Origin of the sequence: Amycolatopsis sp. NPDC051106, from assembly GCF_040682775.1 — a bacterium.
Classification (GTDB): domain Bacteria; phylum Actinomycetota; class Actinomycetes; order Mycobacteriales; family Pseudonocardiaceae; genus Amycolatopsis.
The window spans coordinates 91,914-118,770 of sequence record NZ_JBFBBQ010000006.1 but is presented as its reverse complement, the minus strand read 5'-3'; the positions used below and the strand labels follow the sequence as shown (position 1 = coordinate 118,770).

30 protein-coding genes are annotated in these 26,857 nt (G+C 70.5%); 11 read left to right on the top strand and 19 right to left on the bottom strand.

Annotated features, from left to right (window positions below):
• The first annotated feature begins 88 nt into the window (after positions 1-88).
• Positions 89-1,720: a PQQ-dependent sugar dehydrogenase gene (locus tag AB0M83_RS07305; RefSeq protein ID WP_364513816.1), complete on the top strand. Its 1,632-nt coding sequence runs from the start codon at positions 89-91 to the stop codon at positions 1,718-1,720.
• 25 nt (positions 1,721-1,745) lie between these two features.
• Positions 1,746-2,750 (top strand): SMP-30/gluconolactonase/LRE family protein, encoded by a 1,005-nt coding sequence (locus AB0M83_RS07300; RefSeq protein WP_364513814.1) that lies wholly within the window; start codon positions 1,746-1,748, stop codon positions 2,748-2,750.
• A gap of 96 nt (positions 2,751-2,846) precedes the next feature.
• Here the strand turns inward: AB0M83_RS07300 and AB0M83_RS07295 are convergent, their stop codons facing one another.
• Entirely contained in the window at positions 2,847-3,419 is a 573-nt protein-coding gene (locus tag AB0M83_RS07295; RefSeq protein WP_364513811.1) for a sigma-70 family RNA polymerase sigma factor, read from the bottom strand.
• 62 nt (positions 3,420-3,481) lie between these two features.
• Here AB0M83_RS07295 and AB0M83_RS07290 point away from each other — a divergent pair, with 62 nt between their 5' ends.
• Together AB0M83_RS07290 and AB0M83_RS07285 are read left to right on the top strand one after the other, a co-directional pair.
• Complete coding sequence (locus tag AB0M83_RS07290) at positions 3,482-4,219, top strand: zf-HC2 domain-containing protein (RefSeq protein ID WP_364513808.1); 738 nt, start codon at positions 3,482-3,484, stop codon at positions 4,217-4,219.
• Between the two features lie 73 nt (positions 4,220-4,292).
• A complete protein-coding gene (locus AB0M83_RS07285; protein ID WP_364513805.1) occupies positions 4,293-4,520 on the top strand; it encodes a hypothetical protein in 228 nt (75 codons plus the stop codon).
• Between the two features lie 402 nt (positions 4,521-4,922).
• Here AB0M83_RS07285 and AB0M83_RS07280 read toward each other — a convergent pair whose 3' ends face one another.
• Both AB0M83_RS07280 and AB0M83_RS07275 read right to left on the bottom strand, forming a co-directional pair.
• Entirely contained in the window at positions 4,923-5,537 is a 615-nt protein-coding gene (locus AB0M83_RS07280) for a DUF5134 domain-containing protein (RefSeq protein WP_364513802.1), read from the bottom strand.
• Positions 5,534-6,865 carry a PepSY-associated TM helix domain-containing protein gene (locus AB0M83_RS07275; protein WP_364513798.1) on the bottom strand — a complete coding sequence of 444 codons (1,332 nt, stop codon included), beginning with the start codon at positions 6,863-6,865 and terminating at the stop codon, positions 5,534-5,536. The genes AB0M83_RS07280 and AB0M83_RS07275 overlap by 4 nt, the downstream gene beginning before the upstream one ends.
• 184 nt (positions 6,866-7,049) lie before the next feature.
• On the opposite strand from AB0M83_RS07275, the gene AB0M83_RS07270 reads away from it, so the two are divergent.
• Complete coding sequence (locus AB0M83_RS07270) at positions 7,050-7,664, top strand: DJ-1/PfpI family protein (protein ID WP_364513795.1); 615 nt, start codon at positions 7,050-7,052, stop codon at positions 7,662-7,664.
• Here the strand turns inward: AB0M83_RS07270 and AB0M83_RS07265 are convergent.
• Genes AB0M83_RS07265 through AB0M83_RS07250 form a run of 4 tightly spaced genes read right to left on the bottom strand, consistent with a single transcriptional unit; the run spans position 7,661 to position 11,599 of the window.
• A complete protein-coding gene (locus AB0M83_RS07265) occupies positions 7,661-8,428 on the bottom strand; it encodes an ABC transporter ATP-binding protein (protein WP_364513792.1) in 768 nt (255 codons plus the stop codon). The two genes, AB0M83_RS07270 and AB0M83_RS07265, sit on opposite strands and share 4 nt — an antisense overlap.
• Positions 8,425-9,498, bottom strand: coding sequence for an iron ABC transporter permease (locus AB0M83_RS07260; RefSeq protein WP_364513789.1), 1,074 nt, complete (start codon positions 9,496-9,498; stop codon positions 8,425-8,427). The genes AB0M83_RS07265 and AB0M83_RS07260 overlap by 4 nt, the downstream gene beginning before the upstream one ends.
• Entirely contained in the window at positions 9,495-10,487 is a 993-nt protein-coding gene (locus tag AB0M83_RS07255; RefSeq protein ID WP_364513786.1) for an ABC transporter substrate-binding protein, read from the bottom strand. Before AB0M83_RS07255 ends, AB0M83_RS07260 begins: the two co-directional genes overlap by 4 nt.
• A gap of 59 nt (positions 10,488-10,546) precedes the next feature.
• Positions 10,547-11,599 carry an aldehyde reductase gene (locus AB0M83_RS07250; protein ID WP_364513784.1) on the bottom strand — a complete coding sequence of 351 codons (1,053 nt, stop codon included), beginning with the start codon at positions 11,597-11,599 and terminating at the stop codon, positions 10,547-10,549.
• A gap of 116 nt (positions 11,600-11,715) precedes the next feature.
• Between AB0M83_RS07250 and AB0M83_RS07245 the strand changes: the two genes are divergently transcribed.
• Entirely contained in the window at positions 11,716-12,291 is a 576-nt protein-coding gene (locus tag AB0M83_RS07245; protein WP_364513781.1) for a TetR/AcrR family transcriptional regulator, read from the top strand.
• A 49-nt stretch (positions 12,292-12,340) separates the two neighbouring features.
• On the opposite strand, the gene AB0M83_RS07240 is transcribed toward AB0M83_RS07245, so the two are convergent.
• Positions 12,341-13,021 carry a TetR family transcriptional regulator gene (locus tag AB0M83_RS07240; protein ID WP_364513778.1) on the bottom strand — a complete coding sequence of 227 codons (681 nt, stop codon included), beginning with the start codon at positions 13,019-13,021 and terminating at the stop codon, positions 12,341-12,343.
• A 129-nt stretch (positions 13,022-13,150) separates the two neighbouring features.
• Between AB0M83_RS07240 and AB0M83_RS07235 the strand changes: the two genes are divergently transcribed.
• Positions 13,151-13,987 carry an SDR family NAD(P)-dependent oxidoreductase gene (locus tag AB0M83_RS07235; protein ID WP_364513775.1) on the top strand — a complete coding sequence of 279 codons (837 nt, stop codon included), beginning with the start codon at positions 13,151-13,153 and terminating at the stop codon, positions 13,985-13,987.
• 66 nt (positions 13,988-14,053) lie between these two features.
• Here AB0M83_RS07235 and AB0M83_RS07230 read toward each other — a convergent pair whose 3' ends face one another.
• The 3 genes from AB0M83_RS07230 to AB0M83_RS07220 form a co-directional block, all read right to left on the bottom strand.
• The gene (locus AB0M83_RS07230; RefSeq protein WP_364513772.1) at positions 14,054-14,932 is read right to left on the bottom strand and encodes an LLM class flavin-dependent oxidoreductase; all 879 of its coding nucleotides are present in this window, start codon (positions 14,930-14,932) and stop codon (positions 14,054-14,056) included.
• A complete protein-coding gene (locus AB0M83_RS07225; protein WP_364513769.1) occupies positions 14,929-15,615 on the bottom strand; it encodes a hemerythrin domain-containing protein in 687 nt (228 codons plus the stop codon). Before AB0M83_RS07225 ends, AB0M83_RS07230 begins: the two co-directional genes overlap by 4 nt.
• A gap of 97 nt (positions 15,616-15,712) precedes the next feature.
• Positions 15,713-16,615: an AraC family transcriptional regulator gene (locus tag AB0M83_RS07220; protein WP_364513766.1), complete on the bottom strand. Its 903-nt coding sequence runs from the start codon at positions 16,613-16,615 to the stop codon at positions 15,713-15,715.
• 139 nt (positions 16,616-16,754) lie between these two features.
• Here AB0M83_RS07220 and AB0M83_RS07215 point away from each other — a divergent pair, with 139 nt between their 5' ends.
• Positions 16,755-17,219, top strand: a complete 465-nt coding sequence (locus AB0M83_RS07215) for a VOC family protein (protein WP_364513764.1) — start codon at positions 16,755-16,757, stop codon at positions 17,217-17,219.
• On the opposite strand, the gene AB0M83_RS07210 is transcribed toward AB0M83_RS07215, so the two are convergent.
• The 7 genes from AB0M83_RS07210 to AB0M83_RS07180 form a co-directional block, all read right to left on the bottom strand.
• Positions 17,216-18,208 carry a WYL domain-containing protein gene (locus tag AB0M83_RS07210; protein WP_364513761.1) on the bottom strand — a complete coding sequence of 331 codons (993 nt, stop codon included), beginning with the start codon at positions 18,206-18,208 and terminating at the stop codon, positions 17,216-17,218. The two genes, AB0M83_RS07215 and AB0M83_RS07210, sit on opposite strands and share 4 nt — an antisense overlap.
• A gap of 351 nt (positions 18,209-18,559) precedes the next feature.
• Positions 18,560-19,108 (bottom strand): sigma-70 family RNA polymerase sigma factor, encoded by a 549-nt coding sequence (locus AB0M83_RS07205; protein WP_364513758.1) that lies wholly within the window; start codon positions 19,106-19,108, stop codon positions 18,560-18,562.
• A 19-nt stretch (positions 19,109-19,127) separates the two neighbouring features.
• A complete protein-coding gene (locus AB0M83_RS07200) occupies positions 19,128-19,589 on the bottom strand; it encodes a heme-binding protein (protein WP_364513755.1) in 462 nt (153 codons plus the stop codon).
• Positions 19,590-19,647: 58 nt separating this feature from the next.
• Positions 19,648-20,313: an MBL fold metallo-hydrolase gene (locus AB0M83_RS07195; RefSeq protein WP_364513752.1), complete on the bottom strand. Its 666-nt coding sequence runs from the start codon at positions 20,311-20,313 to the stop codon at positions 19,648-19,650.
• Positions 20,310-20,540, bottom strand: a complete 231-nt coding sequence (locus AB0M83_RS07190; protein ID WP_364513749.1) for a hypothetical protein — start codon at positions 20,538-20,540, stop codon at positions 20,310-20,312. Before AB0M83_RS07190 ends, AB0M83_RS07195 begins: the two co-directional genes overlap by 4 nt.
• 155 nt (positions 20,541-20,695) lie before the next feature.
• Positions 20,696-20,878, bottom strand: a complete 183-nt coding sequence (locus AB0M83_RS07185; protein WP_364513746.1) for a VOC family protein — start codon at positions 20,876-20,878, stop codon at positions 20,696-20,698.
• Positions 20,879-21,054: 176 nt separating this feature from the next.
• On the bottom strand, positions 21,055-21,996 hold the full coding sequence (locus AB0M83_RS07180) for an SDR family NAD(P)-dependent oxidoreductase (RefSeq protein WP_364513743.1): 942 nt from the start codon (positions 21,994-21,996) through the stop codon (positions 21,055-21,057).
• Between the two features lie 106 nt (positions 21,997-22,102).
• On the opposite strand from AB0M83_RS07180, the gene AB0M83_RS07175 reads away from it, so the two are divergent.
• The 3 genes from AB0M83_RS07175 (at position 22,103) to AB0M83_RS07165 (ending at position 24,862) form a co-directional block, all read left to right on the top strand.
• The gene (locus AB0M83_RS07175; protein WP_364513740.1) at positions 22,103-22,681 is read left to right on the top strand and encodes a helix-turn-helix domain-containing protein; all 579 of its coding nucleotides are present in this window, start codon (positions 22,103-22,105) and stop codon (positions 22,679-22,681) included.
• 340 nt (positions 22,682-23,021) lie between these two features.
• The gene (locus AB0M83_RS07170) at positions 23,022-24,113 is read left to right on the top strand and encodes an ice-binding family protein (RefSeq protein WP_364513737.1); all 1,092 of its coding nucleotides are present in this window, start codon (positions 23,022-23,024) and stop codon (positions 24,111-24,113) included.
• A complete protein-coding gene (locus tag AB0M83_RS07165) occupies positions 24,113-24,862 on the top strand; it encodes an amidohydrolase family protein (protein ID WP_364513735.1) in 750 nt (249 codons plus the stop codon). Before AB0M83_RS07170 ends, AB0M83_RS07165 begins: the two co-directional genes overlap by 1 nt.
• A gap of 12 nt (positions 24,863-24,874) precedes the next feature.
• On the opposite strand, the gene AB0M83_RS07160 is transcribed toward AB0M83_RS07165, so the two are convergent.
• Positions 24,875-26,833: a right-handed parallel beta-helix repeat-containing protein gene (locus tag AB0M83_RS07160; RefSeq protein WP_364513732.1), complete on the bottom strand. Its 1,959-nt coding sequence runs from the start codon at positions 26,831-26,833 to the stop codon at positions 24,875-24,877.
• Between the last annotated feature and the right edge of the window lie 24 nt (positions 26,834-26,857).

The window sequence follows — 26,857 nt, the reverse complement described above, 5'->3', positions numbered from 1 at the left end:
CCTGGGAGCGCTCCCAGTGGCTTCGCGTCCCTGAGAGAGGAACACCATGCGAGCTACTCCGAGAAGGACCCGCACGGGCCTCCGGGCGGTGACCACCGTGGTGCTGCTGGGCCTGGGTGCCGTGCTTCCGTCCCCCGACGCGTCGGCCGCGGACGCCGACACCACCCCACCGACCGCGCCGGCCGATCCCCGCACCTCGAACCTGACGTGCACCGGCGTGACGTTCTCGTGGTCGGCGTCGTCCGACGACGTCGGCGTGGCCTTCTACGACATCTACCACGACGGGCAGCTCATGACCTCGGTGCCGGGCACGGCGCTGTCGGCCGAGCTGACCGCCGTGCCGGGAGCCACCTGGGGCCTGTACGTCAACGCCCGCGACGCCGCGGGCAACGTCTCCCAGGCCAGTCCCACGGTCACCGTCAGCGTGCCGCAGTGCCAGGCCGACACCGAGCCGCCCAGCACCCCCGCCGGCGTGACGGCGACCGCGTCGGGCACCACGGTCACCGTGCGCTGGTCGCCGGCCACCGACAACGTCGGCGTCACCGGCTACGAGGTGCTCCGCAACGGCGCAGTCGCCGGGTCCACCAGCGGCGCGGCGACGACGTCGTTCACCGACAGCGGCTTGGCCGCCGACACCCGCTACCGGTACCAGGTGCGGGCGCGCGACGCCCAGGCCAACCGATCGGCCCCGAGCACGGCGATCGCGGTCACCACGGGCACCGCCTGCACCACGGCGCTGTGCTCGGTCACCAGGGTCACCACCGAAACCGACCTGCCGTGGGGCCTGACCACCCTGCCCGACGGACAGGTGCTCTACGGCCGCCGCGACGCCTTCGAAATCGTCCGCCTCGACCCCGCCACCGGCACGAAGACCGTGGCCGGGCGGCTGCCGGACGTGGCGGGTACCGACGGCGAGGGCGGGGTTCTCGGGCTGGCCGTGGCCGCCGGCTTCGCGGCCGACCCGTGGCTGTACGTCATGCACACCAGCTCGACCGACAACCGGGTGGTGCGCGTCCGCTACACCGGGGGCGTGCTCACGGGCACCCCGCAGGTGCTGCTCACCGGTATCCCGCGCAACAAGTACCACAACGGCGGCCGGCTGCGCTTCGGTCCCGACGGCAAGCTCTACATCTCGACCGGCGACGGCCAGAACGGCGAGTGGGCCCAGGACCTCGCGAACCTCGCCGGCAAGGTCCTGCGCATCAACCCCGACGGCAGCATCCCCTCGGACAACCCCTTCGGCACCCCGGTGTGGAGCTACGGCCACCGCAACCCCCAGGGCCTGGCCTTCGACTCCCAAGGCCGGCTGTGGGAACAGGAATTCGGCAACAACGTCATGGACGAGACCAACCTGATCGTCCGCGGCGGCAACTACGGCTGGCCCCGCTGCGAGGGCACCACGGGCAGCTGCGCCGAAGCCGGCTTCATCGCGCCCAAGCGCACCTACCGCGTCGCCGAAGGTTCGTGCAGCGGCATCGCCGTGGTCCGCGACGCCCTCTACATCGCCTGCCTGCGCGGAGCGCGGCTGTACCGGGCCACGATTTCCGGTGACAGCCTGACCGACGTCCAGCAGTACCTCAACGGCACGTACGGGCGGCTGCGCACGGTGGAACCGTCCGCGGACGGCGGCTTGTGGCTGACCACCAGCAACCACGGCGACAAGGACAGCATCGCGAACAACAGCGACGAAAGCATCTTCAAGGTCGAGCTCGGACGGTGAACCCCCTCACGAAAGGAGAGCCGTCATGGCTCACGGCAGGACACTCCGTCGCAGGTGGACGGTGACGGCGGCGGCGATCGTCATCACGGGCGTGGTGACGCCCACCGCGTCCGGCGCCACCACGGCCTCACCGTGCGCACCGGACGGGACCTACGGTCCGCCGTTGCCGAGCCAGGCGGTGGCGTCCCAGCTCATCCGAAGTGGGTTCAATTTCCTCGAAGGGCCCACGTGGGACCAGCGCACGGGCACCTTGTTGCTGTCGAACATGCAGAACCCCACCGGCCCCCAGGGCGTCCAGCCGTCGGCGGTGCTCCGGTACACGCCGCCGGCCACCTTCGAGACGTTCATCGCCGACTCCGGGAGCAACGGCCTGGCGATCACCGCCGACGGCACGCGGGTGCTCGCCGCCACGCACGACAACCGCACCGTTTCTTCCTACAGCTTGACCGACCGCAGCCGGACGACCGTCGCGGCGAACTACCTCGGTCACGCGTTCAACTCCCCGAACGATCTGACCACCGGCCGGGACGGCACCACCTACTTCAGCGATCCGAACTACCAGCGCGGCAACCGCGCCGACGAGCAAGGCGGCCGCACCAGCGTCTTCCGCGTCCGCGACGGCGTGGTCGGCCTCGTCGACGACACGCTGCCGCAGCCGAACGGCGTCGTCCTGTCCCCCGACGGCAAGACGCTCTACGTGGGGGCCACCGGCGCCGACGCGATCATGAAGTACACCGTCTACCCCGACGGCACCACCGGCAACCGCACGAAGTTCGCGAGCATGCGGACTCCCGACGGCGCGACGGTCGACTGCGCGGGCAACCTGTACTGGGCTTCCTACGACGAAGGGCTCGTCCACGTCTTCTCACCGTCAGGCGTGCAGCTCGGCACCATTTCCGCGGGACGCAACACCACCAACGCGGCGTTCGGCGGACCGGACGGCCGAACCCTGTACCTCACCTCCGGTGTTTCCGGTGGCGGGTTCGGCCTCTACCAGGTGCGCCTCAACGTGCCCGGCAACCCGTACTGAAGGCGCCTCGCCAGCGCAGCCCGCAGCGGATCCGGCCGCTGGTCCGGTCTGCCCGGCGCCTCTCCACCATCGACACAGTTGATCCACTGTGGACGGTCAAATGACGTTGCCACGCTCGTCGCGCGCGGTCAGCAGGTCGTCGCGGGCCCGGGCGACCCGGGAGCGTACCGTCCCGATCGGACAGCCGCAGATCTCCGCGACCTCGGCGTAGGTGTACCCGAGCAGCTGGGTCAGCACGAGCGCCTCGCGCCGCTCGCCGTCCAAGCCCGCCAGCAGCAAGCCGACCTCGACGACCTCTTCGAACCCCGAAGAACCCGCACGGCTGCGGGCCGACTCCTCCTCGACGGCCGCCGTCCAGTCCTGGCCGGACAGCCGCGGCCGCGCCGAGCGCGCCCGGAAGTGGTCGACCACGGCCCGCCGGGCGATCGACAGCAGCCAGGTGCGCGACGACGACCGCCCGGCGAACCGGGTGAGCGAGACCACCGCGCGGGCGTACGTCTCCTGCGTCAGGTCGTCGGCGACCGCCGAGTCGGTCAGGTGGGCCACAAACCGCCACACGTCGGCCTGGGTCGAGCGCACCCAGTCCTCGTAGGCGCGCTGGTCACCGCGCGCCGCGGCGAGGGCGAGGGCGGTGATCCGTTCGTCGTCACGATCCCGGCTGGAGTCCACGACACGACACCGTAACCCACGCCGCCGGGAACTCCGACGGGTCTCCGCGCGACTATGTGGACGTGAACTGCTCCGACTTCCGTGAAGCGCTCTCGTCCCGGATCGACGGTGAAGCGGGTTCACTGCCGGACTCGGTGGTGGACCGCCACCGCGCGGGCTGCCCGCACTGCCGGGCCTGGCACGACGACGCCGTCCGGCTGCGGCGGCTGATGCTGGTCCGCGAAGCGCCGCGGGTGCCGGACCTGACCGAACGCATCCTCACCGAGGTCCCGGCCCCGTCGGCGCAGCGCTGGGGCCTGCGCATCGCCCTGACCCTCGTCGCGCTCGTCCAGAGCGGCCTCGGCCTCGCCGAACTGCTCGGCATGGACGTGGGCCACGCCGAGCACGGCGGGATGGCGGCGATGGCGGTACACCTGGGCAACGAGAGCGCGGCGTGGAACCTCGCGGTGGGGTTCGGCTTGCTCTGGGCGGCGATGCGCCCGGCGACGGCGTCGGGGCTGCTGCCCGCCCTGGCCGGTTTCGTGGCCGTTCTCGGTCTCGTGTCGGGCATCGATCTCTTCGACGGCCAGGTCACCGTGTCCCGGGTGCTGTCCCACGGCCTGCTCGTGGCCGGGGTCGGGCTCCTCTACGGCGTCCGCCGGCAGCACCGCCGCACGTCGACACCGGGCCCGAGCACCCGCGTCGAGCCCGTGGCGCACAACGAGGTCACGCTCGGCTGGCAGCCCCGGGCCGAAGACGGCGGCCAGGGCCGGCGTCGCCGGTTCCCGCACCTGCCGGCCAGCCGTCGTCGCGCGGCCTGATGATGATCGCCGGGAACCAACCCGGCTCGCCGGACGACTACCGAGAGAGCAACTCAACCTCGAGGAGCCGACGATGACCTCACAGCCGACCGACCTCCGTCACATCGCGACCTTCTGCGGCCAGTGCAACTGCGGCTGCCCTGAGCTCTACGTGGCCGAAGGCGCTCCGCCCGAGCGCGCGATCGTCATCACCGACGACTTCGGCCAGCGGATCGAGATGAGCCTCGAACAGCTCGAGGTGCTCGTCGCGGACGTGAAGGCCGGCGTGCTGGACAAGGTCCTCGCGCCGTCGGCCGGCTGAAGGACCGCAGCCGCAGGCTGCTGGACACCACCAAGACCGACGACAGCGGCATCGCGGCGCCGACCCATGGCGACCCGGGCGCCCGCCGCGCGCAGGTCCTCGACCGCCCGGCCTCGCGTTCGGCGAACAGCTTCGGGCTGCCGGCCAGGACGACTCGATCGTCCACAGTGGCCTCTGCGACCAGCCCGGGCGCGCCGTGAACCCGGTGACCTCGGGCAGGTCGGCGAGTTCCGCGCGCGCCGCCGTCACGACAGCCGTGGCGATGGCGTGCTCGGAGCCGGTCTCGACGACCCCGGCGAACCACAGCAGGTCACCGCGGCCGCGGCCGGGCGCCGGGTGGACACCGGTGACCGTCATCCGGCCCGTGGTCACGCACGCCAGGCGTCCACTTCGGACAGCGGCTCAAGCCATGGTCAGCAGCATCAGGCCCATGCCGAGCGCCATCGCGCCGTCGGCGCCGCGGCCCAGGAAGCGCAGGGGTGGCCCCGACGCCCGCGCGTCGTCGAACGCGCGGGACAGGAAGACCAGGCCCGCCACCACGAACGCGGCCAGCAGCACGAGGGCGACGACCCGCACGTCGGCCGGAGCGCCGCCGCCGACGCCGGAGACGGGCATCGCCATCCCGTGGTGTCCCGGCATCTCCGTCATCCCGCCGCCGCCGGACATGCCGCCCATCGCCCTCGGCATCACGAACACCATCCACGCCATGGCCGCCATCATCACCACGTGGTAGACCGCCGCCCGGCGGCCGCCGTGGTCCGCGTGTGCCGCACCGGTCACCGCGACACCGGCGAACCACACCGCCGCGAGTCCGAAGAGGACAGTCTGCGGCAGCCGCGCGCCACCCATGCCCACCGGCCACGCCATCGCCACCATCGCGACGCACATCACGACGTGCAGGACGTCGCCCACCCGCTCCGCGACGGTCCCCTGCCGCGTGCACCGGTAGGCGCAGAACGCCCCGGTCGCCACGAACACCACCGTCAGGATCCAGCGCAGACCCTCCGCCGCGATCACGCGTCCACCTTCCCCCGTCGTACCTCGAGGAACCCGTCCACGAGGACGAACCCCAGCAGCGACAACCCGAACAACGGCAGGTAGTAGCCCACGACGGCGACCACGACCAGCGCCGGCGCCAGCACCCGTCCCGGGATCCGCCGCCACGCTCCTCGCGCGGGCGGCCGGCCGAACCGGGCTTCGCCGCGCGTCGGCCGGCGCAGCCACCACATCCGGTAGCCCCAGACGATCACGGCGATCAGCGCGACCATCAGCAGGGTGAGCACGATCTGGTTCCAGATCCCGAACAGGAAGCCCATGTGGGCGTCGATCCCCCACGTGCTCAGCTTGGCCGCGAGATTGTAGTCGGCGAACCGCAGGGTGTCGGTGATGGTTCCGGTCGCCGGATCGACGGCCATCGAGTCGGCCTGCACGGGCCAGCTGCGCCCCATTTGCGCCACGACGTAGGCCTGGCCGGGCGCGGCCGGCGGGCGCACTTCGACCGGGCCGGTCAGCCCGGCCCGCAGCGTGGCTTCACGGGCGCCGTCCAACCCGACGTCCCGCCCGCTCGACACGGGGACCGTGGCCGACACCGAGGGGGTGGTCCAGTCCAGCTGCGTGCGCAGCTCGGAGATGCTGTCTCCGGCGTACTGCGACCACGTCAACCCGGTGGCGGACAAGAACAGCAGCCCGATCGCCAGCACCAGGCCGGTGCGGCCGTGCCAGGTCAGCAGCTTGGCCCGCGGGCTCGGCGCCGACGCGCGCTTGCGGCGGCGCCGGCCGAGCCAGAGCGCGAGCCCGGCCAGCACGACCACCCACAGCCAGCTGGCCGCCAGTTCGCTGTAAAGGCGGCCGAAGTCGCCGAGGTGCAGGCTCCGGTGCAGGACGTCGATCCAGCCCCGCAGCGGCATCGCCTGCCCGGAACCGTAGGTCTCCAGCTGGCCGCGGACGTCGCCGGTGTGCGGGTCGACGAACACCGTCCAGTGGAAGCTGGGCTCGAGCCCGGGCCGGTCGAAGATCACCTGCGTGCTGTCGGTGGACGTCGGTCCGGGCCGCACTCCGGTCAGGGTGCCGTCGGGCACGAGGGCCCGGGCCGTCGCCGCCTGTTGATCCAGCGGCACGGTCCCGGCCGCCGCCGGGACGTGCAGTTCGTGGTCGTAGACCGCCTGCTCGGCCTGGGGTGCCCAGACGTAAGCGAGGCCGGTGATCGCGGCCACGAGCAGGAAGGGGCCGACGAAGACCCCCGCGTAGAAGTGCACCCGCAGCAGCAGCGGACGGATCGACGCCCAGCCGGCCCTCGGCTCGGCCACCGGCTCCGCCGCGCGTTCCTCGCGCTCGTCGATGGACATCGGGCTCCCTTCATCCGCCGTGTCGAACAGTCGGGCCGGAGGCCGTTTGACAGTCCATGCCGGAGAAGTCGGCCACGGCTCCCGGGTAGTTCCCGCGAATGTCCGCGGGAACTTTCCCCGGCACCGGGCCGACCACTGGAACGCGGGTCTCACCGCTGCACACTCTCGTGGATGGGTTGTGACCATGGCGAAGCGGCGCGTCAGCGTGATCTTGTTCGACGGTTTCCAGTTGCTGGACGTGTTCGGCCCGGTCGACCTGCTGGGCGCCGCCCGGGAACTGTTCGAAGTCCGGTTCATCGGTCCGGACGACGGCCCGGTGGCCGGCTCCCCCGGGTTCGCGGTGTCGGTGACCGACCGCCGGGAGACCGCCCCGGACCCCGACATCGTGCTGGTTCCCGGTGGCCGCGGCACCAGGACGCTCGTCCGGGACGAGTCGTTCCTCAGCTGGCTGGCCGGCTACGCGGCCCGGGCCTCGCTCATCACCTCCGTGTGCACGGGCTCGGCGGTGCTCGCGGCCGCGGGCCTGCTCGACGGCTACCGCGCGACGTCCAACAAGCGCGCGTTCGACTGGGTCACCACCCAGGGGAAGAACGTCGACTGGGTGCGGCAGGCCCGGTGGGTCGAGGACCGGAACCGGTGGACGTCCTCCGGCGTGGCCGCGGGGATGGACATGACCGCGGCGCTCATCGAGCACCTGCACGGCGCCGAAGTCGCCCAGGACGTCACCGAATTCCTCGAACTCGAGGTGCACACCGACCCCGCGTGGGATCCGTTCGCGCGCGGCACCGGTTCGGCTTAGCGGCGCTCGCGCAGCAGCACTCGCGGTCGCCCGTCCACCGGATCGGGCACGACACTGCCGTCCACGTCGAACACCTCTCGGAAGACGTCCCGGGTGAGCACTTCCGCCGGTGGTCCCGCCGCGGCGATCGTGCCCGCTTTCAAGGCGACGATCGTCGTGGCGTACCGGGCGGCGAGGTCCAGCGTGTGCAGCGCCGCCACGACCGTGACGCCGAGCGAGGCGACCAGGCCCAGCGCCGAAATCTGGTGCGCCGGATCCAGGTGGTTGGTGGGTTCGTCCAGCACCAGCAGCTCCGGCTGCTGCGCCAAGGCCCGGGCCAGCAGCACCCGCTGCCGCTCCCCACCGGACAATGTGGACAGAGGGCGGTCCGCGAACTCCGCGGCGCCCGTGCGTTCCAGCGCTTCCGCCACGACCACCTCGTCGGACGCGGTCAGCCGGTCGAACGCGCCCAGGTGCGGATAGCGGCCGAGCCGTACCGCCTCCCGCGCGGTGAAGTCGTAACCGCCGGCTTGGTCCTGCCCCAGCACGCCGACCCGGCGAGCCACGTCGCGGTGCCGGGCCGTCCACACGTCCTCACCGCCGAGCCGCACCACCCCGGCACGGGGCTGCAGCGCCCGGTAGACGGTCTTGAGCAAAGTGGACTTCCCGCTGCCGTTCGGGCCGACGACGGCGACGAACTCACCCTTCGCGATGGTCAGCGTGACGTCGTCGACCGCGGGAACTCCGGTGTAGCCGGCGGAAACGCCGTCGAAGACCACTTTCACGACAGTCCCACCGTTCCCGCCGCGCTGCGGCGCAGGATCACCAGGAACAGCGGCACCCCGATGGCCGCCGTGAGGATGCCGATGGGCAGTTCGGTCGGCGCGAGCAGCAACCGGGCAGCGGTGTCGGCCCAGACGATCAGCAAACCGCCGAGCAACGCGGTGACCGGGAGGGCGCGGCGGTGGTCGGCGCCGACGAGCAGCCGGGTCAGGTTGGGCACGATCAGGCCGATGAACCCGATGCTGCCGGAGACGGCGACGACGGTCCCGATCACCAGCGCCACGATGACGAGCAGCACGGCCCGCGCGCGGGCGGCATCGAGCCCGAGCGACGCCGCCCCGTCGTCGCCGAGCACCAGCAGGTTGAGCCGGCCCGCACCAGCGGCCGAGACGACGACCAGCACCAGCACCACGGCCGCGCACGTCAGCGCGAGCGGCCACTGCGCGCCGGCCAGGCTGCCGAGGAGCCAGAACAGGATCTGCTGCTGTGCGTCGACGTCATTGGTCCGCAGCACCAGGAACGAGATGACCCCGGACAGCAGCTGCCCGACCGCGATCCCGGTCATCACCATCCGCCCGGCCTGGATCCGGCCCGCGGAGCGCGAAAACCCGAACACCACCAGAGCGGCGACGACCGCGCCGCCGAACGCGGCCAGCGGCACCGTGAGCAGCCCGGCGACGCCGGCGCCGAGCGTGGTCAAGACCAGCACCGCGCCGACGCCCGCCCCTGAGGTGAGCCCGAGGATGAACGGCTCGCCCAGGGGGTTGCGGACCATCGCCTGCGTCAGCAGCCCGGCGACGCCCAGTCCGGCGCCGACGAACACCCCCTGCAGGACCCGCGGCATGCGCAAGTCCCACACGATGAAGTCGAACGGCCCGGGCGAACCACCGCCGGTCAAGCGCGCGCCCACGATGGACGTCACCTCGCCGGGCGTGATCGCCACCGGCCCGAGACCGACGGCGACCAGGGCCGAGGCCACCAGCGCCGCGGCGAGCACCACGAGGACCACCGCGATCGGGCTCCCGCCCAGCAGGCCACTTCCCCGGGATGGGTGTCGCAGGCGCACGGTCACTTGCGGAGTGCTTCGGCGATCTTCGCGACCGCGTCGCCGTTGAGCACGCTCGGCGAGAGCAGGATGCTCTGCGGCACCACGGCGAACCGGCTTTCCTTGACCGCCGTCGTGCCGGCGAGCACCGGGCTGCTGCGGATCGCGTTCAGCAGATCGTCGTCGCTGCCCGGGGCGAAGCCGGAGATGACGACGATCGCCTGCGGGTCCCGCTTGACGACCTGCTCGGCGCTCAGGCTCGCGAAGTCCTGCATCACGTCCTCGGCGATGTTCTTCCCCCCGGCCAAGGTGATGACCCCGTTGGCCAGGCCCGTGCCTCCCTGGGCCCGCACCGGCTGCCCGGCCGCCGGCGGGGTCGACAAAGCGAGAACCCGCTTGCCCGAGGCGCCTTTCGCCTCGTCGACCGACGCGGTGATCCGCGCGACCAGCTCGGCGCCGCGCTGCTCGACGCCGAAGACCTTCGCGGCCTGCTGGATGAACGTCGTCGTCGCGGACAGGTCCCGCACCGCGGCGCCCGGCGCGGTATCGCACGCGACCAGCGCCTTCGCCCCGGCCTTGGCCAGCTGATCGACGCTCGGGGTGCCGTCGAACCCGCCGAAGCTGAAGCGGGAAATGCCGACCACGAGGTCGGGCTTCGCCGCGATCACGGCTTCGGCGTTGCCTTGGCCCGGGTCGAGCACCTTGATCTTCGCCAGCTTCGCCGCCTCGTCTCCGGTGAAAGCCTTGAAGAAGTCCGGAGCGGCGGTGCCGACGATCCGGTCGGCGACGCCCAGCCGTTCCAGGACCGCCGCCGCGCCGCCGTCCATGGTGACCACCCGCTGCGGAGACGCGGGAAACCCCGGCGGCTCGGGGCATTGCGGAGTTCCGCTCACCGTCATCGAGCTGGGCGGCGCCGACGAAGGCGGTTCGGCCGGCCGGCTCGGATCGGCGCTGCCGCAGGCCGACAGCCCGAACAGCACGACGGCGGCCAAAGCCATCCTGCGCGGTGCCTTCACGGAAGCTCTCCTCGCCCTCGCCGACGTGTCCGAGAACAGTGGTCGTCCGAAGGGGCCGTTCAGTTCCCGGCGGCCCGGGACGGCCGCCGCAAGAGCCCCTGCTCCGCCAGGCTGTGGGCGGACGCGACGAGCGCCTCCTGCGGACTCCTCGGCTGCCAGCCGAGCAGCCGGCTTGCCTTGTCGCCCGAGGCGTTCCGACGCCTGCCGAGCTCCGGGACGAGCTGCCGGGCCGCGGGATCGACCAGGGCCACCGCCCGGACGAGCCAGTTCGGGATCGCCCGGGTGGGCACTCTGCGGGCGGCGTCACCCGCGCCGTTCTTCAGGGCCAGGGCGATCTCACGGGCGCTCAGGAAATCCCCGCTGGTGGCGAGGAAACGTTCGCCACCGGCCGCCGGGTCGGTCATGGCCTTCAGGTGGAGGTCGGCCACGTCCCGCACGTCGACGATGCCGAAGGAGACGTCGGGACACCCGGGCAGGGCGCCGTCGAGCAGACGTTTCACCAGCTGGATCGAGGTCGAGTAGTCCGGCCCCAGCACGGGCCCCATGACGCCGACCGGATTGACGACGGCCAGCTCCAGCCCGCCGCCTTCGCGGGCGACGAAGTCCCAGGCCGCCCGCTCCGCGAGCGTCTTCGACTTCTGGTACGGCTGCACGTCCGGGTCGTGAAGGTCACTCCAGTTCTCTTCCGTGTACGTGCCGGCGTGCCCGTGCTGGCCGTAACCGATCGCGGCGAAGGACGAGGTCAGCACCACCCGCTTGACGCCCGCGTCGCGCGCTGCTCGCAGCACGCGCACCGCGCCGTCCCGGGCGGGCACGATCAGTTCGTTCTCGTCCTTGGGCATGACCGCGGGGTAAGGCGAGGCGACGTGCAGAACGTAGTCACAGCCGGCCACCGCCTCCGCCCAGCCCGCGTCGGCGGTGAGGTCGGCCGGGAACACCTCCAGCTGGTCGGCTTTCGCCCCGGCGCCCCCTTGGCGCAGCATGGCGCGCACCTCGTCCGCGCGGGCCGGATCCCGGACCGTGGTGGCGGCTTCGTGGCCGGCGGCCAGCAGTTGAACCAGGCAGTGGGCGCCGACGAACCCGCTGCCCCCGGTCACCAGAACACGTGTCACCTTGAGCTCCTTCGATACACCGATGACTATTGATAGGACATCACTGTATTGAGATGAGACACCACTGTCTAGACAGTGGTGTCTCACAGTGCTGCGCGGCTGTCTACGATGCAGCCATGACCGGTCCCACCCAGGACGGCGCATCGCCGCGTTTCGACCGCACGTCCGCCGCCATCCTCGATGCCGCCGCCCGCGTGTTCTCCGAGGAGGAAGGCACGGCCGGACTGGGTGCGGTCGCCGCGGCGGCGGGCGTCAGCCGCGCCACGCTGTACCGCTACTACGCGAACCGCGAAGCCCTGCTCGACGCCCTCGTCACCGACGCGGGCGCCGACCTGGTCCGCCGGCTCGAGGACGCCGGCCTCGCGCGAGCGAGCGTCGAAGACGCGATCGGGCGGATCATGCGCGCGGTGGTGGCGGTCGGCGACCGCTATGCCGTCCTGCTCAGTGACCGCGGGCGGGTCAAGGCGGTGTTCCCGCAGTTCGCCGGTCCGGTCAACGAAGTGCTGGCCCGGGGCATCGACAGCGGCGCGCTGCGGAATGATCTCTCGGTCGAAACGCTCTGCGAATTCCTCAGCGGAGCCGCCCTCAGCGCGGTCAAACTGACCCGCCACAAGCTGCTCGGACTCGAAGAAGCCAGCGCGGCTGCCGCCGGCCTCTTCCTCGACGGCAGCCGGCGGCCGGAAACCCGCTGAAGCCGCGGCTCGGCACCGGCCGCGCCGGAGGACCCGTCCCGGGGCGCGCCTAGCCGGGCGGCTGCGAAGTCATGCTGAGCGTCCCGGCGATCAGCACGGCGATCATGTGCTCCAAAGTGGGCGCGAAGGACATGCGGTGCTCGGCCAGCTCGGGATCGGCCTCGTAAGCGGCGAGCATGCCGGCGGACGGCCGGGAATGCGTCCAGACGGCGCCGGTGGCCATGATGATCTCACCGCAGAGCCGCCCGGCGCTGTCCCCCAGCTCGGGCAGGCGGCCGCGCACCAGTTCGGCCAAGGCCGCGACACTGGCGAACGCGGCCTTCTTGTAGCGGCTGGCGACGTCGGCTGAGACGTTGTGCTCCAGGACGCCGGCTTGCGCGCTGAGCAGTTCGCACAGCTGGGGATGGCCGGCGAGCGTCTGACTGAGCATGGTGGCCAGCTCGGCACCACGGCGTTCGGCGGCCGTCTCTTCACTCGGCCGCTCGGCGAGGTGGCGGCCGAGGTCGGCGGTCCACCGTCGCCAGGCTCGGTCCAGCAGTTCCAGGAGGATCGCTTCCCGCGATTCGAAGTACTTGAGGATCGCGGACTTGGCGAGGTTGCTGCGGCGGCTGAGGTCGTTGAGGGTGACGTCGCTGACCGGCATCCGGTCGAGCATCTCTGCCGCGGTGTCCAGGATCGCCTGGCGGCGGATCTCCCGGGCCCCTTCGCTGCGGGCACGCTGGAACGTCATCCGCCCATCTTAAGGTACCGCCAGTCCATTGACACGGGACCACCGGTACCTTAACGACGAATCAGTAAGGGACCTCCGGTACCCAAAAAGATGATCAAGCGTCTCCTCAGCTTCCTGAAGGGAAGAAACATGTCCAAGGTCTGGTTCGTCACCGGCAGTTCTCGGGGCCTGGGCCGCGCGATCGTCGACAACGCCCTGCGCGCCGGCGATCAGGTGGTCGCCACCGCTCGCAAGCCCGAGCAGCTCGACGACCTCGTCTCCGCCCACGGTGACCGGATCCTCCCGGTGACGCTGGACGTCACCGACAACGACGACGTGCGGAAAGCCGTCGAGCAGGGCCTGACCAGGTTCGGCCGCTACGACGTCGTGGTCAACAACGCCGGCTACGGCGACCTCGCCGCCGTCGAAGACGTGACCCTCGACGACTTCCGCGCGCAGATCGACGCGAACTTCTACGGCGTCGTCCAGGTTTCCAAGGCCGTGCTTCCGATCCTGCGCGAGCAGGGTGCCGGGCACCTCTTCCAGGTCTCGTCGCTGGGTGGCCGGATCGGCTCCGCCGGCCTGGCCGCGTACCAGAGCGCCAAGTGGGCCGTCGGCGGCTTTTCCACCGTGCTGGCCCAGGAAGTCGCGCCGTTCGGCGTCAAGGTGACGGTCCTCGAACCCGGCGGGATGCGGACCGACTGGGCCGGTTCGTCGATGACCGTGCCACCGATCAGCGAGCCGTACCGGCAGACCGTCGGCGCGTTCGCCGCCATGCTGCGCACTGCCGACCCCGAGACCGCGAAGGCGAACGCGGCCGACCCGGCGCGCATTGCGACGATCATCGCCGAGTTGGCCGGCCGCGATGACGCTCCGGTGCGCCTCCTGCTCGGCAAGGACGCCGTGCGGTACTGGGACCAGGCCGCCGCGGCCCTGGCCGACTCCGACGCGAAGTGGCGCGAGGTTTCCGAGTCCGCCTGGGACTGACCGGCCGGTCCGGCTCGGCGGCGACGCCCCCCTTTGCCGCCGAGCCCGGGCAGCCGCGCCTTCGAGTCAGGCTTTGACCACGCGTTCGCGGACCGCGGGTACGACCTCGGCGGCGAACCGGCGGAGGACGTCCGCCGAGTCGGCGCGGTAGAGGAAGAACGTGTCGATCCGGTGGGTCAGCGCCACCTCGGCGAGCTGGTCCGCCCACACCTCGGGTGCCCCCTGCAGGAACCCGGTACCGGCGTCGAACCGGCCTTCGATGTTGTACCCGCGGCGAATGCTCGCCGGTGAACGGCCGGCGGCCAGCGCGGCCTGGTCGATGACCTGGTTGGCGGCCGGCAGGGCTTCCGGCGGGAAGAACGGCGAACTCGGGATCCACCCGTCGGCGATGGCCCCGGTCAGGCGCAGCATCCGTGGCTGGTAGGCGCCGAACCAGATGCCCATCTCGTGCAGCGGTGCCGGGCCGGGCTTGACCCCGCCCAGCTGGTAGTGCTTGCCCGCGAATTCGACGTCGGTCTTGGCCGTCCACAGGGCACGGATGACGTGGACGGCTTCTTCGAGCGTCTCGACCGACTGCCCGGCCGTGCGCCGCGGCCCGCCTTCCGCGACGATGTCGTCCCACATCTGCTGGGCGCCGGTGCCGAGACCGAGTTCGAACCGGCCGCCGCTGAGGACGTCCAGGGTCGCCGCGGTGCGGGCCAGCACGGCGGGCGGGCGCAGCGGGAGGTTGAGCAGATTCGGCAGCACCGTGATCCGCGTCGTCCGGGCCACGATCGCCGACAGCAGCGCGATCGTGTCCAGCCGCTCCGGCCAGTACGGGTGGTCGGACAAGGTGACCACGTCGTACCCGAGTTCTTCCATCAGCTCGGCCAGCGCGACGACGTCCTGCGGGCGATCGGCGGGCGGTTCGAGCAGGGCCCCGAAGCTGAGGTCGTGGGTGGTCACCGTGCCGCTCCGATGCGCTCGGGGGTGGCGGTGCCGTGCACCCGCTCGGCGTGCGCCGCGAAGGCTTGGGAGGCCAGGTCTCCGATGACCGCGCCGACCTCGGGCGGCAGGGACGCGACGATGTCCCGCACCGTGCCCGGGTCGGCCTCGTAGGCCATCAGCCCGAACATCAGCGGCATCTGCTCCGGGGCGACGTCGGCCGCGCCGGCGGCGACCAGCTGCCCCCATTCGGCGGCGGTGATGTGCTTCTCGATGAGGGGAAGCGCTTTCTCCTCCTCGACGGAGAGGTGCTCGACGAGCCGCTCGTGCAGCCGGGTCACCGATTCGGCGAGCGCCGCGCCCCGTGCCGGGTCGGCACTTTCACGCCAAGACGCCAGCTCCGCGCGGACCTCGCCCAGCAGCGCGTCGATGCCCTCGTGCTGGTCCTCCATGGCCCGCACGACGGGCTCGGCGTCGGCGCCGGCCCGGTCGAGCAGCCGGTGCCAGAGGTGTTCGTCCTCGCTGGCGTGGTGGTGATGCAGCACGGTGTCCACGAGCCGGACGTGGTCGGCGACGACCGCGGCGCGCTCGAGATCTCCGTCGGCGACGCCGCGGATCAGCGCCGGTGCGAGGCCGATCTCCCGGCGGAACATGGTGTGCGCCAGGTACATGTCGCGCACGTCGGCAAGGGGTTCGTTGCTCATGGGTCGCTTTCCTGAATGGTTCCGTACGAATTCCGTGATTCGAACGCTAACAGGAACAACGGCGCACCAGTGGAAACTGTCCAGAATGCGAATTCGGTTATCCGCGAAGCGTACGCAGCGGTTTCTGGCCGTATTTGGCCTCGTGCGCGGCGGCGAACCGGCCGAGGTGGGTGAAGCCCCAGCGGCGGGCCACGTCGGCGACCGACTCGGCGGCCGGGTCGGCGGCGCGCAGTTCCTCGTGCGCCCGGCGCAGCCGGACGTCGCGCACGTATTCCATCGGCGACATCCCGAGGTGCTGCTGGAACCCTTTCTGCAGGGTGCGCGGACCGACCCCGCACCGCGTCGCCAGCAGGGTCAGCGTGAGCGGCGCCTGCGGGTCCGATTCGATGAGGTCGATGGCGGCGCGCACCGACGCCGGCCGCGCGGCGACGACGGGACCGGCGAGCGCGTCGGCGTGGGAGTGCGACGCCGCGAGGACGAAGCCGTTGAGCATGCTCTCCGCCAGCGGCGCCGCGACCAGCGGCTGGGACAGCAGCCCACCCGGGAGCGAAAGCTGCCGGTTGACGGAGAACAGCAGGTCGGCCCAGCTGCGGCCGTAGCCGTCCCGGGTGTTCATGACGGGGTCGAAGGTGACCCGGCTCGAGGTGCGGTCGCCGAGCAGGCGAGCCAGTGCGGTCTCCACGGCCGGCAGGTCGATCCGCACGCACAGGGCGCGATAGCCGACCGGCCACCGCCCGGCGAACTCCCCGCCGCCGGGCAGGTACACCGCCGAGGACTGGCTGTTGACGATCATGTCGACGCCGCGGTGCCGGGACTCGAACCGGCCGGTGATCGGCAGGTGGACGTAGAACCCGGTGCCGACGTCGTCGGTCTCGAGCCGCAGCTCCTCGTGGAACGCGACCTCGCCGATGGTGATCGGCCCGAGCGCGGCGTCCCGGTAGGTCGACACCGTCACCTCGTCCTGCGGCACAGTTTCGATCGTGGACGTGCGCACGAACATGTATTTCCTCCGCCGCGGCGCGTTGCCTCGCCGTCCAGGATACGGAGGAGCCGTCTTCCCGCGGTGAGGGCTGGGGCGATGCCGCCCTGGGCACTAATCCGGACAGGTTCTGTCCGGTATTCAGGATAGCGTCATGATCATGACAACGAACACCGTCCAACTGGCCTCCGTCCGCGTGATCACCGACGACCTACCGCAACTCGTCCGCTTCTACGAGGTCCTCACCGGCGCCACCCCGCAGTACCTGACTGACGACTTCGTCGAGCTGGTGACACCGTCCGCGACATTCGCGCTCAGCACGCCGGAGCGGGTCGCTTTCATCACGGACAACCCACCGCGAGCGGCCGCCAACCGCACCGCCATCGTCGAGTTCGTCGTGGAGGACGTCGAATCCCTGCTTACCCTCATGAAGACCGAACTCGGCGATGACCTCGACATCGTGCAGGCGCCGACGATGATGCCCTGGGGCAACATGTCTGTTCTGATCCGCGACCCCGAAGGGTCACTCATCAACCTCTACACGCCGGTCACGCCGCAGGCGCTGCAACTGCAGCAGAACCGGACACCCAAGATGCCGGACGCAGGCCGAGCCACACGGTCCTAGCTTGGGTCGCCGCTGGGATCGACGATCGCCGCGGCGATCAGCTTCTGTCCCAGCGCAGCAACGACCCCGTGCAAAGCTCTCGGCTGCTCGATGACGAACGGTCGATCGAGGGCGGCCAATCTTCCCGCGACCCATTCCAAACGTTCCGCACGTACGAAAATTCTCAGCCAGTGACCATTTCCGGCGACGCCGGCTACCGGTTCGACCGACGCCAGCGTCTCCGGGAACAACGCTCGCACATGCATTGCGTCAGCGTCGACGAGCACTGACACCTCATGGCGCCCGGGACCCGCCGCGAGCGGGCCCGCAACCCGCTGCACCGGGTTCAGGTCATCCGGCACCTCGAACGTGCCCTCCAGCAGGCGCAGGCCGGCGATGCGGTCCAGGCGGAACGTCCGCTCCGCCTGGCGCCCGACGTCGTGGCCGGTGAGGTAGAGCAGCCCGTGCATGACAACGATGCCGTGCGGATGAACGGTGCGTAACCGTGCACGTCCGTGCCGCGGCAGGTAGTCGAAGGCAATCGGTCGCCGGTCCCTCGCCGCCTGCGCCAGTCCAAGAAGCACTCTCGCGCTTGCCTCCTCGCCACCCCCGGTGCGCTCTGCCTCGCCGATCCGATCGCGGGTGAAATTCACGGTTTCGACCACTGCGTCAATCTGTCGTGCCAGGGCCGGGGGCAGTACCCGGCGCACCTTCGAGGTGGCGGCCTCCACGTCACCGATCGAAGCCGGACCAGACCCCGACCGGCCCGTCAGCAGAAGCCCCCAGACGACCGCAAGTGCTTCCTCGTCGGTGAGCATCAACGGAGGCATCCGGTAGTGGCGCGCCAGTCGGTAACCGCCGTAACGACCACGCACGGAATCCACCGGAATGCCGAGGGCACGCAGGTGCTCCACGTAGCGGCGCACCGTGCGTCCATCCACGTTCAGCCGCTCGGCCAGCTCAGCAGAGGTACGGGTGCCACCGGACTGCAATAACTCGAGCAACGTCAATACCCGAGCTGTCGGCCGTGCCACGTCACCCCACACCATGATCGGGCTGACGTAGTGCGGAGTCGATCAGCACGTTGACGCCATAGTCGGGGACGCGTCCATGGGGACTGGCAGGCCCCGAAGTCCGCCGGCACATCCCGTCCACGGGGGCACCGACCCGATACCGCCACAAGATCCCTTCAAGCGTCAAACGATGATCGTTCCAAGGGCGACCCGCCCGCACACCAGGACTGGGCCACACCGGCTCGATCAACGCCCCCAACTCATCGGAGAACCCCTCAGCGCGCACCATTTGCCCATCCTCGGCCCGAGAGGTCAAATAATCAGGAGACACGCCCCTGGCCCGCCGTATCAGACGATGGTCCGGTCCCGGGTCGCCTCGATCGCCTCCCGCAGTGCCCGGCGGCCGCGGCTGAGCCTGCTCATCACCGTACCGATCGGCACTTGCAGGATCCGGGCGATCTCCTTGTAGGAATACCCTTCGACATCGGCCAGCAGAACAACGCCGCGGAACGGAGGCGGCAACGACACCAGGGCCGCCTTCAACGCGTCATCGGGCAACGCGGCAACCACCACGTCGGCCGGATCCCGTCCTATCCCGGAGGCTACGCCGGCCTGGTCGGCCTCGAGCCAGGCGTCGTGCGTCTCGAGCCCCAGGACCTCGGGCCGGCGGCGGCGCGAGTGGTAGGCGTTGATGAACGTGTTCGCGAGGATGCGGTTCAGCCAGGCCCGCAGATGAGTGCCCTGGAAGCTTTCGCAGTTCTTGTGCGCCTTGAGGTAGGTCTCCTGGACCAGATCTTCGGCGTCGGACGGATTGTGCGTCATCCGGTACGCCGCGGAGAACAGTTCCGGCCGGTAGCCCACCGCCTCGACGGTGTACGCGGACTCGCCCGATCCCACCGCTGGGTTCGCCACACCCTCACCCCTTTCGCTCTCCGTCGCCGACAAGCGGGCAGCTGCGTTTATTCCCCCTCCAGCCCTGCTTCGCGCGCTGCCACGATGGCGCAGGCTTCGTCCACGTCCGAATTGTCGCCGCTGACCCCGATCGCCCCACCACGCCCTGGCCGGGAGCGCGCAGCAGGACTCCGCCCGCCGCCGGGATGACCCGTCCGTCGGAGGCCACCGCCAGCGCGTCGAAGAACGCGGGAAAGCGAGCGGCCGCGTCGGCGATGCCGCGCGAGCTGAAGCCGACGCCCAGCGCCCCCCACGCCTTGCCGATCGCGATCTGGGGACGGGCGATCCCGGCGCCGTCCTGCCGGTGGAGGACGACCTGGTGCCCGCCCGCGTCCAGGACGGCGACGGTGAGCGGAGCGCTGCCACGGCGTTCGCCTTCGGCCAGCACGGTGGCGGCCATCCGCAGCGCGAGATCAAAAGTGAGCATGTCGACTACCTTCTTCGCCAGAGCTGTGACCGACAGGGTCGGGAACGTGCCGTGCCGATCACGGGGCGACGTGGCCGTAGAGCATCTGGCTCGACCAGTTCACCCAGGCGTCGGGCGTGCGCTCGGGCAGGCTGGCACCGATCGCGGCGACGAAGTCATCGGCCTTCGCGGACGCGTCGTAGGCGTTCCTGGCGGCCTTCAGGTATTCGATGTTCGCGGGCAGCGCTTCGGGGCCCACCGGGGCGCCGTGCCCGACGATGAGGGTCTTCAGCCCGAACTTGGCGGTGTCGAGGCGGATCTTCTCCAGCACCGCGATCCATCCCTCGAAGTGCGGCTGCACGGTGAACAGGTGGTCCCCCGCGCCGCCGACGAGGTCGGAGACCAGTGCGACGCCGTGCTCGGGCAACGTGATCGTCAGCGTGTGTTCCGCCTCCGCGTCGGTGAACTCCTGGAACAGGAAGCGCACTCCGCTGATCACCAGCTCGCCCGGCACGACCACGGCGTCGGGAACCACCACGTGCGCCGCGATCCCGGCACCGAAGATTCCCCTGCGGACGTCCAGCACCTGCTGCCCGAGCCGGAGCAGGTAGGCACGGACCGAGGCCAGCGCCGCGAGCTGAACGCCCGGGAAGCGCTGCGTGAGGTGCTCGAACCCGGAGAAGTGGTCGGGGTGGTTGTGGGTCAGCACGAACCGGTCGATCGGCTTGCCCAGCCCCTCGATCACGTCGCCGACCTGCGAGCGAACCGCTCGAAGATCTGCCCGTCCACGACGATGAGCCGGTCGGCCAGCTCGAAGATCGTGGAGTTGACGCGGAACCCGTCCTCCGGCGGCGTGTAGATGTGAATCTTCAGAGCGGACAAATCGAGTGTCTGCACTGTGCCATTCATGCGTTTTCTCCCGAGACTCTTCAGCGGCAACACGATGCTGCCGATCCGCGGAAATGTCTTCACGCCACCCCGACAGGGAGCGGGGCCGCCGTATTCCCGGCCGGGCTACAGCCGCAGCGGGCGGGTCGCGGCGAGCACCTGATCCACGTCCGACCAGTCGGAGCCGGCGACGTCGATGTAGATCTCGGCTACGAGTTCCTCGTCGCTGTCGCCGACTTTCAGCCCGATGTGGTAGAGCCCGGCGCGGGGGCCGTTGCCGCGGTCGAGAACGCCATCACCTGAACTCGCATCCGCTCAGGCGTCTCCAGGGCGCGGAAGCCCAGCACATCCCGGTAGAAGTGCGCGGAACGCTGAAGGCTCTTGACGAAAAGAACGACATGGCCGAGCTCGTGGATCTGCATCGTTTCCTCCTTGGACGAATGCCGGACAGCCACGAGGCCGCCCTTGTTCCCCGTGTTCTCGGGGACCACTCCATCACCACCACATGGCGTCCTCCGTGATCATCCGCGAGCGCCGGTCCGGCCGATGCCGGTGCCGCCGCCCGTGACGAAGGCGCGTGTCCCCACGAGTTCCGGGCTCACTTGCCGACCCCGGTCAGCTCGACCGAGAGGTCCCACAGCCGGTGCGCGTTGCCGGGGTCGAGGGCGTAGTCCGCGACACCTCGGCGGACGCCGGGCGTGAACGGCTCAGCCTGCCGGCAGTCCTCGAAATAGGTGCCCGTGACGCCCTCGACGAGCGGGGACGCGGCGAGCAGCACCGAGGTCGCGGCCCCCTGGGCGATGTTCTTCTCCGAGACGCCGGTCTGGCCCGAAGGGTCGAAGGTCGGCGGCGGGGCGTCGATGTGCCGGCCCAGGCCGGTCTCCCAGATCCGGCCGGGGTTGAGCGCGTTCACCGTGATGCCGTCACCGGCCCACCGCTTGGCCGCTTCGACCGCGAAGAGGATGTTGGCCGTTTTGGACTGCGCGTAGGCGAGCCACGGGTCGTAGGGCTCCTGGGTGAAGTCGAGGTCGTCGAAGCGGACGGGACCGTTGACGTGCCCGACGGAGCTCAGCACCACGACACGGGCGTCCCCGGCGGCCTCGAGCGCGTCGTGCAGGCCCACGGTGAGCGCGAAGTGCCCGAGGTGGTTCGTGGCGAACTGGAGCTCGCGGCCCTCGGGCGTGCGCTGCTCGGGACTCGCCATGACGCCCGCGTTGTCGACCAGGATGTGCAGCGGACCTGTCCAGTTCTCGACGAACCCGGCGACGGACGTGAGGTCGGCGAGGTCCAGCCGGGCCGCGTGGACGTCCGGGTTGCCGGTCGCCGCGCCGATCTCCCGCACGGCCCGCGTGGCCGCGTCGAGGTCGCGTGCCGCGACGGTGACTTCCGCCCCGGCCGACGCCAGCGCTCGCGCGGTCTCGCGGCCCAGGCCGCCGGCTCCGCCCGTGACGATCGCCCGACGTCCGGTGAGGTCGACGCCCGCGATCACCTCATCGGCGGTCGACTGCGCGCCGAAGGGCGTGGTGATGCGTTCTGCCATTGTCCTGTCCTTCTCTTGGAAGTCTTCCTCTAAGATGTAAGTGGAGTCGCATCCGCTTACCTTCCGAGCATAAGTGGATGCGCATCCACTTGCAAGGAGGAGGACCATGTCACGCTCGCTTCGCGCCGATGCCCAGGCCAACTACAACCGCCTCCTGGAGGTCGCCGCGCAGGTGTTCGCACGCGAGGGCGCCGACACCTCGATGAAGGCGATCGCCGCCGAGGCGGGAGTCGGCATCGCCACGCTCTACCGCCGGTTCCCCACCCGCGAGGACCTGATCGAGGCCACCTACCGGAGCAGGACCGACCTTCTGTGCGACTCCGCATCGAAGCTTCTCGGCGAACTCTCACCGGTCGACGCCCTGCGCACGTGGATGGAGCGGTTCGTCGACTACATGCTCACCAAACAGGGCATGGCCGACGCGCTGCCGGCGATCCTGGCGACCCGCGACGGGCTTCGCTTGCACAGCCGGGAAGCGCTCGCGGGCGCCGTCACCGAACTACTCGACGCCGGTACGTCCTCAGGAGACTTCCGCGCAGACGTCTCGCCGTCCGACGTGCTGATGGCGCTCGGCGGCATCACCCTCATCAGCGGACACGAGCACCAACGCGAACTGGCCACCCGGTTGATCAGCCTGCTGCTGGACGGGCTGCTGGCTCATCCCGGTGCCACGCCGCCGGACTAGGGCGTCTCCGACAACGTTTCGCGGCGCTCCGTCGCCCGCACTCGCAGCGGCCAGGAACAAAACCAGGCCGGCACTCGGCGTTTCCTCGACGCGCAATCTTCCCCTTTCGTGTTGACAATTCGATGTTCCCTGGTAAAGCGCTTCGGGCCGGTCTAGCGTTCACCGAATCGGGTAAGTGGCGCAGGACCAGTGCTCCGATGGAACGTACTTCCCGGCCCGGACCTCGCCGGCTTCGATTGCCGAGTCGGTGGAGGAAACACCCGTGAAAGGCCATTCCAGCAGAACACTTCCGGTCCGGACCCGGCGCCGGAGCAGTGCGGTCGCAGGTCTGTGCGCGGCCGTGAGCACTCTGGCCCTGGGGCTGGTGATCGGGGCACCGCAGGCCGTGGCCGCCGAAGCGCCCGTCGGGCTCGGCACCGCGGGGTCCTATTCCGTGCTGGGCGGGCAGACGGTGACCAACACCGGTCCGAGCACCCTGGACAGGGACCTCGGTGTCTGGCCCGGTACCGCCATCACCGGGTTCCCACCCGGCACGGCCGCCGGTGCCACGCACGCGGGTGATGCCGTGGCCGGCCAAGCCCAGTCCGATCTCGTCGTCGCCTACGACGACGCCGCCGGCCGCGCGCCCACCGCGAACGTCGCGGGTGACCTCGTCGGCCGGACACTGGTCGGGGGCGTCTACAAGTCCAGCGGGCCGCTCGCCCTCGGCGGGACCCTGACCCTGGACGGCCAGGGCACCTCCGGCACCGTCTGGATCTTCCAGGTCGCCTCCACCTTGATCACGGCTTCCGCGAGCACCGTGAACCTGATCAACGGAGCTCAGGCGTGCAACGTGTTCTGGCAGGTCGGCAGCTCGGCGACGCTGGGCACCCATTCGAAGTTCGTCGGCACGATCATGGCGTTGACCTCGATCACCGTGACGACCGGCACCGTCGTCGCCGGGCGCGCCCTGGCCCGCAACGGCCAGGTCTCCCTGGACGACAACACGTTCACCACCCCTGGCTGCACTCCGCCGCCGACCACCGACGAGACGACGACTTCCCCGGGCACCGACACCACAACGCCATCCACGTCGGACACCGGCACCACCGCACCATCCACGTCGGACACCGGCACCACCGCACCATCCACGTCGGACACCGGCACCACCGCACCATCCACTTCGGACACCGACACGAGCACGGCGACCACCACGGCCGTGACATCCGCTACCGGCGGCGAAACGACGAGCGGCTCCCCCGGTGCGGGCCTCGGCACGAGCTGGACCGCCAGCGGCACCAACGGTGGCGATGAGACTTACGGCACCACGTCCGGCCTGGCCGGCACCGGAGTCAGCCCGCTGTTCGGCCCGCTGGTGTGGCTCGGGACGTCACTCACCGTCCTCGGCGGACTGCTGCTCATGATCCTCCGCCTCCGCAGGACAAAGCGGTAGTGGAGCGCCGGTCGCCGGATCTCACCCCGGCGTCCGTCGAAGACATGCTTTCCGCCTACGACGCGGCCGGGGTGGACCGCGCGCTGATCTGCGGCTGGTGGGGCCCTTCCGGTGTGCTGATCGGCAATGACGAAGTCGCCGCCACCGTGGCCCAGGCCCCCGACCGCTTCCACGGCGTGGCCGCGGTCGACCTGTCCCACCCGGTCGCCGCGATCCGCGAACTCAAGCGGGCCGTGCTCGAACTCGGGTTCGTCGCACTCCGCGTCGTCCCCTGGCTGTGGAACCTGCCCCCGGACGACCGCCGCTACTACCCGCTGTACGCCGCCTGCGTGGAACTCGGCGTGCCGGTGTGCACCCAGATCGGTCACACCGGCCCGCTGTGCCCCTCCGAGCCCGGTCGCCCCATCCCCTACCTGGACAACGTACTGCTGGACTTCCCCGACCTCGTCGTCGTGGGCGGGCACGTCGGCCACCCGTGGCTCGACGAGGTCGTCTCCCTTGCCACGAAGTACCCGAACTTCTACGTCGACACGTCCGCCTACGCCGCCCATCGCGTGCCCGCCACGCTGATCGACTACCTGCGCGGCCGGGGACGTGACCGGGTCTTGTTCGGCACCAACTGGCCCATGCTCACCCCGCAACGGTGCCTGGAACACTTGGACAGCCTGAAACTCGACGCGGAGACGACCCGCCGGTACCTCGGAGGCAACGCGGCGAGGATCTTCGACCTGGGGACGACCACCCGATGACGTGATCGCGGACTACCGCTCCGGGCGCTGGCGCGGCGAGATGCCCGCGTTGCGCATCACGTCCTGCGCGGCAGCTGGCCAGCTCCCGTCGGTGATCTTGACGTTGCCGTCGAGGACGTTGTTGTGCGGCGCTCCGGTCGCGACCTGGGTGGCGCCCGTGTTGTACCAGTTGCCGGTGAACGTGTTGTCGTTGGTGTTGTTGGTGCTGCTCGCATTCGTGAACGCCCAGACTCCGGCGTCCTGGATCACGTTGCCCGACAGGCTCACGTACCGCGATCCTTCGTCCAGGTACAGGCCCACGGTGGTGTGGTTGTCGTAGATGTAGTTCCGGTCGATCACCGCGCCGGGGTTGGCGGAGAGGTTGTAGATGCTGCCCCCGTCGTGGAAGACCTTCTTCGTGCCGTGCACCAGGTTGTAGCGGACGACGGTGTCCTTCAGCGTGGTCGGCGTCGTGTACACGGGCTGGTAGGCGTACAGGCCGCGGTTGCGGTAGTCCTGGCTGCCACCGGGGTCGTTGGCGCCCCAGCCCCAGCCGACGTCGATGCCGTCGTAGGCGAGGTCGGACACCTCGTTGTGCTCGATGACCGCGTGGGTGACGTAGGTGCTCAGGATCCCGGCCATGTCCTTGTAGTCCCGCGCCACGTTCGTGACGAGGTTGTCGGTGATGGTGACGTTCTTGGTGGTCATCGCCGGGTTGCCCGGGTGGTGCGCATCGGGCTGCACGCCGCCGACCACGATGCCGGAGCCGGCGTCGTCGGTGAAGGTGTTGCGCCGGACGGTGATGCCGGACGCGCCGAGCCCGACGCCGCCGGCGTGGGCGTTCGCGTCGTTGCCGATGCCGAGGCCGACCTGGCCCAGGTGGGCGAACGTGTTGCCCTCGAACGAAATGGTGTCCGCGGCCGAGACCTGGACGGCCGCGGGGACCTGGTGCCAGCTGTTGCGGGCCGCTTCGAACTGCGGGCAGCCGATCTGGCAGGACGTCAAGAAGTCGGCGGGCTGGGGGAAGGCCGAGGCGAGGAACGCGCCGCTTTGCTGGTCGGCGTAACCGATCGGCGTGCCGGGCTCGAGCCAGGTCGTGTGCTCGAAGCTCAGGCCGCGGAAGGCGAGGTTGCGGACCGGGCGGTCGTAGGTTCCGCTCACCTGGAGCAACGACGTCAGGCGCGGCAGCTCCACGTCCTTACCCGCCGGGGACTGTCCCGGTGCGGCTTTGTAGTACAGCTTCCCGGCGGCCGGGTCGAGGTACCACTGCCCGGTCTGCAGGAAGGCGTACGAGTTCTCCAGCAGCAGCGTCCCGCCCGCGAAGGGCCGCGCGAGGGTGTCGTAGCCCCAGTTGTTGTTGTTCCAGGCCGGTTGCTGCATGGTGATGGTGGTGCCGGCAATGCTCTGCACCGGCGCGTACCGGTCGGTGAAGGAGTTCTGGCTCTCCACCTCGATGCGGTCCTGGGCGGGCAGGGAAGCCAGGTAGCTCAACGCCGGGTTGACGATCGTCAGGCCGGTGCCGGTGACCTGGACGTCGGTGCGCGCGATGGTGATCGCGGCCCGGGGAGCCGACGCGCCGTCGATGTAGAGCTGCCGCGAATCGGCTCCCTTCGGCACGTCGGCGACGAAGATGTTCGCCGCCGGGTCGTGCAGCTGCCAGCCCGTCACCGCCTGGCCCCCGGACAGGACCGGCCGCTGGCCGGCGCGGGCCTGCCAGGTGATGGTGTGGCCGTTGCGGCCGGAGTCTTCGCCGGTGAACTTCAGCGGGGCGCTCAGCCGGTACGTGCCGCCCGCGAGTTCGACGTGGACGTCCGCGCGCGCCGACAGCGTGCGGGCGAGCTTCTGGGCGTGCTGCAAGGTATCGCCGCCGTGGGGAGCCACGACGATCGTGAAGGCGGGGATCCCGGCTGCCTGTGCCGGGACGGCGGTCAGTGCCGCGGCGGCGGTGGTGACGGCCAGCGCCGCCAGCACCTTCTTGACGGGGTGACGCATGCTCATCCTCCTTGAGGATCCTGC